Raw genomic sequence first — 4,596 nt, forward strand, 5'->3', positions numbered from 1 at the left:
CGGTGCGCGACATCGTCACCGGCTCGCGGCACCGGTTCGCCGACCGCGGCGAGCACGACCTGAAAGGCGTGCCGGGCCAATGGTGTCTGTGCGCTCTCGAGCGGACCCTCGCGACGGTCAAGCAGTAACACCGTCGGGCGCCCGGCGATTGGGCGTAGGCTTCGGAGCGAGCGGTGCTGCAATTTGCGGCTGCCGATCGGGTAATTGCCTGTACGGCTTGGTATTTGCTCAAGGGAATGCGCATGGTCAACCTCGACGCCACATTGGCTCCCGCTTTGCGCCGGGCGTTGGAGCTATTCGCCGACCCGCCGACGAAACCGGATGCCAGCAAGGGCTATCTCGATCTGCTGGGCACTTCATCGGAGGCCACCGGTTTACCGAAGGACACCGGTGCCATCCAGGCGATGTGGGCCTCGCCGGTTGTCGCGATGTTCTACGACAACACCCAAGCAGTGCTACGCCAGCTACTCACCGCGCTTCAGCCGCCGGTCGAGTGGTTGAAGATCCCGCAGGGCGGGATCGTCCTGGACGTCGGCTGCGGCCCCGCTAGCATCACCGCGTCCCTTGCCCGCGCCGCGGGGCCGAGCGGACTGGTGTTGGGTGTCGACCGCTCCGAGGCGATGCTGGCACGTGCGGTCCGGGCCGAATCTGGGCCACAGATCGGCTTCCTATACGCGGATGCGCAACGGCTTCCGCTGCGCGATCGGACGGTCGATGCCGTGATCTCCGTGGCCGTGTTGCAGTTGGTACCGGATCCGGTGACCGCCCTAGCGGAGATGGCGCGGGTGCTACGACCGGGCGGGCGACTGGCCGTGATGGTCCCCACCGCTGGGCGCGCAGCTCGGGTCTGGCGGAGGCTATGGAGCGCCGGGCCACACATGTTCGACGAAGACGAACTCGGCGACATCCTGGAAAGCCACGGCTTCGCCAGCGTGCGGACCAAGAATTTCGGGCCTCTTCAGTGGCTGCGCGCTCGACGCTAGCTTCAGCACCAGGCTTTTGAACACGTCCCGCATCTCCATTTCGACCTATCGGCACGCCTCTCACACCTTCGATCTTTGAAGTGGCTGTGCCGATCTACCCCACGTCATCAGAAGCCGATCCCGTCGGTAACCATGAGCGATGCGTCGGCAACCTGCAGATGTGCTCTGCAGCCGGACCCGACATCGACGTGGTCGCCGTCGTGAATCCTTTTCCCACTGCACCTGCCGCGGCGGGCGAAAAGTACTCGCAGGTGATTGTCTGATGCTGCACTTATCCGATGATGACGGCTACCACTTCCGCGTAGTTTGCCCGGTTTTCACGCCAGGAGTGCGTGATTAAGCGGTGGCGCCTGGAAGCGGGACACGCCTGCTGCGTGCGCAGCTATGGACAGGGACAGCGTGGGAAATGACACCGATGCCCCCACCAAGGATGGGCCAGACCGGCCAGAAGTACCAGGCGCCCACGGTGACCGCAAGCGCCAGCCAGATGCCGATCATCAGCAGTGACGCCGCCAGGTAAGCGGCAAGATGAAGCTGTACGCCGCGGCGCGCAGCCACGACCCTGGCTGCGCGGCGGCGGGGGTCGCCCCGGGCGATCCGCGCGACAGGCAGATCGCTAAGCACCTGATTCAACGCCCCGGCGGTCTGCGCCTGCATGGCCTGGCTCAGCCGAGTCTCATATTCGGCGATCGACAGATATCCCTGGGTGAACGCTTGACCGAGGCGGGTGACGACCTTCTCCCGTTCACGGTCGCCGACCCGGATTTGGGGATCGCCGTTGGCCGGGTGATGCGCTCGTCGCGCTGGTAACGGTGTGACCATCGTATTCATGGTTTGCTCCTCGATAATGATTCCAGCGGGTGTGGGTCAGCTGACGATCGGCTCGGCGAGTGCTTCCTGAACACCGTGGGCAGCAGCGGTTTTCAGCGATTCGGCGACGAGCTGCGAGTCTTCGTTCGCATCGATGTCGACGACCTTTCCCCAGCGCATCCGTATGATGTGCACACCGTGGTTCTCATACGGTGCGCCGTCGGGCAGAGTCTGCGTGCCAACCCAGCGAATGATGACCGTCGTGTTGTGTGGCCAGCCCTTTACCCAGACATCACGCACGGTCAGCTTCAACGTGGGGCCTAGGCGGCCCAGCCGCTCAAACCAGCGGCCCAGTGCGTCGCGGTCGTGGCGCTCACCGCCGAGTGCGTGACCTCCGCCGAAGCGGTGATGGATGTCGGCGGCGCAATCCTTGAGAATGGCGCCGTAGTCATGCGCGTTGACACGCTCGAAGTTTTTGGTCGCGACCCGCTTGACGATCGTGTGGTACATCGAGGTGTTCCTTTCCGCTCTGTGTTTGACACTGTCAAACATCTCCAACCAGCATGGCAGAGCTGTTTGACACTGTCAAGCAAAATCGGCGAGAATATGTGCATGGCACCCGCCGCCCGCCCTCAAGTACGCGAGGCTCTGCTGGCTGCCGCGCGCGCAGAACTCGTCGAACATGGTCGCGCCGCGATCAGCCTGCGGGCCGTCGCCCGACGCGCTGGCCTGTCACACGCCTCGCCCAAATACCACTTCGGGGACCGGTCCGGGTTGCTCACGGCGATCGCCACAGAAGGGTTTCACGCACTGGCGGATCGCCTGTCCGGAGTGCACGAATCAGACGCTCAGCGGCAACTTGCGGCCCTAGGGCAGGCTTACATCGACTTCGGCCTGTCCCATCGGGCCCTTTTTGAACTGATGTTCACACCAAGCGAATTGCACGCCGCCGATGCGGAACTCATTGCGGCACAAAAGCAAGCCATCGGTGCGTTGACCACCGCGGTGAGCCGGCTAACCGGAATCGACGCGATATCGTCAAACACCCCGCAGCTGGCGCTGATCAGCTGGGCACTCGTCCACGGCCTAGTGGTACTTGTCCGTGACGGTGCCCTGCAGGCAGCGGCCACGCCACAAACCGCCAACGCCGCAGAACTCGCCCACACCCTCACCGACCTGTTCACGCAATACGTCGCTGACGATCTCGCCGGTGCGAAGACCAACCGTGCCACGGAAATTATTGCGCAGTAACCACTCACGCAAGCGCACTGGCGGACTTTCAAGTGTCGCGTCCAACGGCATGGATCTTCACCGGGGCGTAGACCCGCACCGGACCCCTGGCCCAAGGCAGCCAAGGCGCGAATTATTAGCAGTCTTGACGGAGTAACAGCCCCAGGCGAAACGACCGACCCAGCAGCGTGGAGCCAATTCGTGTCGCCACTCCGGAGCCACTTCGAGTTGACCTCGCCGATCGACCAACCTTCATCACTGAGCTGCAATTGTGAGCAGCCCCACGATGACTTCACAGCCAGGACATAAGTTGGCCCGATACGCTCGGCGGCATGCCACCGCGACTGAACCTTTTCACTAATCGCGAGCGCGCCAACTCATTTGGTGGCGCGGCACACAACTACGACACTCATCGCCCGCGCTACCCCGATCAACTGATCGACGACGTGCTGGCGCCCGGTGTTCGCCGAGTGCTCGAGGCGGGCGCCGGCACCGGAATCGCGTCAATGCAGTTCATCGAAAGAGGCGCCGAGCTTCTTGCGGTTGAGCCCGATACCCGGATGGCCGCGGTCGCCCAAGCAAAGGGCATTCCGGTTGAGATCGCGACATTCGAGCAATGGGAGCCCGCTGGACGTCGATTCGACCGCGTGGTGTTCGCGGCATCGTTTCATTGGGTCGATCCCGCGGTGACGCTGCCCAAGGTACGCGGCATCCTCGACGACGGTGGGCAGCTGGCGGTGATATGGAACCGGTTGAGACCCACCAGACCTACCCGTGCGGAGTTCGAATCGATCTACCGGGACTACATGAACGTCGAACGGCGCAGCACCGACGGCAATCCCGACGAAATCGTCGACCTGCTCACCGCCGCGGGCTTCACCGTCACCCAGCGACGCTATCCGCATGACCTGCACTACTCCGCGCAACAGTGGGTCGATATCGCGTTCACCTTTTCCCATCAGCTGATACTTCCCGCCGACAAGGCGTCCGAGCTTCGGGCACGGCTGATCGAACGAATCGGGTCCATGGGCGTGGCGGTCGGCGGCGATGCAGTGGCGATCCTCGCCACGCCGGCATAACCGCTGCGGCTACACCGTCGGCTATACGGGAAGTACGGTCCCGGTTTCTTTTTCGCCGAACTCGAACACCTTTGCTGCTGCTTCGTAGTCGCATGCGACAGTGGACCGGCCGATCAGAACCGGGCCGCCCTGTAGACCGAGCCGGCCATCGACGCCGACATAACTGCCCGGTGGGATCGGCTCGCTGATGCAGTACAGCGTCGGCGCGGCGCCTTCTTCGATGTCGTTGCCAAACCTGTTTGCCAACACCCCGACCACGCGATGAAAACCCGCCATCACTGGCGTGTCGGATACGTGGGACAGATTGGACGACACCCAACCTGGGTGCGTGAGCTGGGTTGTGACCCGCGACTGCGCCGCCCGCAACCGGCGGTCGAGTTCGAGGCCCCAGAGCATCACCGCAAGTTTCGAACGCGCGTATGCCGGATACGCCGCCCAGCGGTGAGAGCGCAGGTGCATGTCGTCGAGCCGCAGGGTCGCCGATTTATGGGCAT

7 protein-coding genes and 1 pseudogene are annotated in these 4,596 nt (G+C 63.5%); 5 read left to right on the top strand and 3 right to left on the bottom strand.

All coding sequences use genetic code 11. The features are described from left to right. The 3 genes from ACLQI9_RS10600 to ACLQI9_RS10610 form a co-directional block, all read left to right on the top strand. The coding region (locus ACLQI9_RS10600; protein ID WP_442391653.1) for a hypothetical protein at positions 1-128 on the top strand (128 nt) is incomplete at its 5' end. A gap of 114 nt (positions 129-242) precedes the next feature. Next, the gene (locus ACLQI9_RS10605) at positions 243-983 is read left to right on the top strand and encodes a methyltransferase domain-containing protein (RefSeq protein ID WP_442376265.1); all 741 of its coding nucleotides are present in this window, start codon (positions 243-245) and stop codon (positions 981-983) included. A gap of 80 nt (positions 984-1,063) precedes the next feature. After that, positions 1,064-1,246 (top strand): hypothetical protein, encoded by a 183-nt coding sequence (locus ACLQI9_RS10610; protein WP_442391652.1) that lies wholly within the window; start codon positions 1,064-1,066, stop codon positions 1,244-1,246. Positions 1,247-1,319: 73 nt separating this feature from the next. On the opposite strand, the gene ACLQI9_RS10615 is transcribed toward ACLQI9_RS10610, so the two are convergent. Both ACLQI9_RS10615 and ACLQI9_RS10620 read right to left on the bottom strand, forming a co-directional pair. Beyond that, positions 1,320-1,805 carry a DUF1707 domain-containing protein gene (locus ACLQI9_RS10615; RefSeq protein ID WP_442376263.1) on the bottom strand — a complete coding sequence of 162 codons (486 nt, stop codon included), beginning with the start codon at positions 1,803-1,805 and terminating at the stop codon, positions 1,320-1,322. A 45-nt stretch (positions 1,806-1,850) separates the two neighbouring features. Next, positions 1,851-2,303, bottom strand: coding sequence for a nuclear transport factor 2 family protein (locus ACLQI9_RS10620; protein ID WP_442376229.1), 453 nt, complete (start codon positions 2,301-2,303; stop codon positions 1,851-1,853). Positions 2,304-2,405: 102 nt separating this feature from the next. Here ACLQI9_RS10620 and ACLQI9_RS10625 point away from each other — a divergent pair, with 102 nt between their 5' ends. Then, entirely contained in the window at positions 2,406-3,044 is a 639-nt protein-coding gene (locus ACLQI9_RS10625) for a TetR/AcrR family transcriptional regulator (protein WP_442376227.1), read from the top strand. A gap of 311 nt (positions 3,045-3,355) precedes the next feature. Further along, complete coding sequence (locus ACLQI9_RS10630; RefSeq protein WP_442376225.1) at positions 3,356-4,102, top strand: class I SAM-dependent methyltransferase; 747 nt, start codon at positions 3,356-3,358, stop codon at positions 4,100-4,102. A 21-nt stretch (positions 4,103-4,123) separates the two neighbouring features. Here the strand turns inward: ACLQI9_RS10630 and ACLQI9_RS10635 are convergent. Beyond that, positions 4,124-4,596, bottom strand: a pseudogene (locus tag ACLQI9_RS10635) (SDR family NAD(P)-dependent oxidoreductase); the annotation flags it as partial.

It is taken from the genome of Mycobacterium sp. (assembly GCF_052143115.1).
GTDB lineage: Bacteria > Actinomycetota > Actinomycetes > Mycobacteriales > Mycobacteriaceae > Mycobacterium.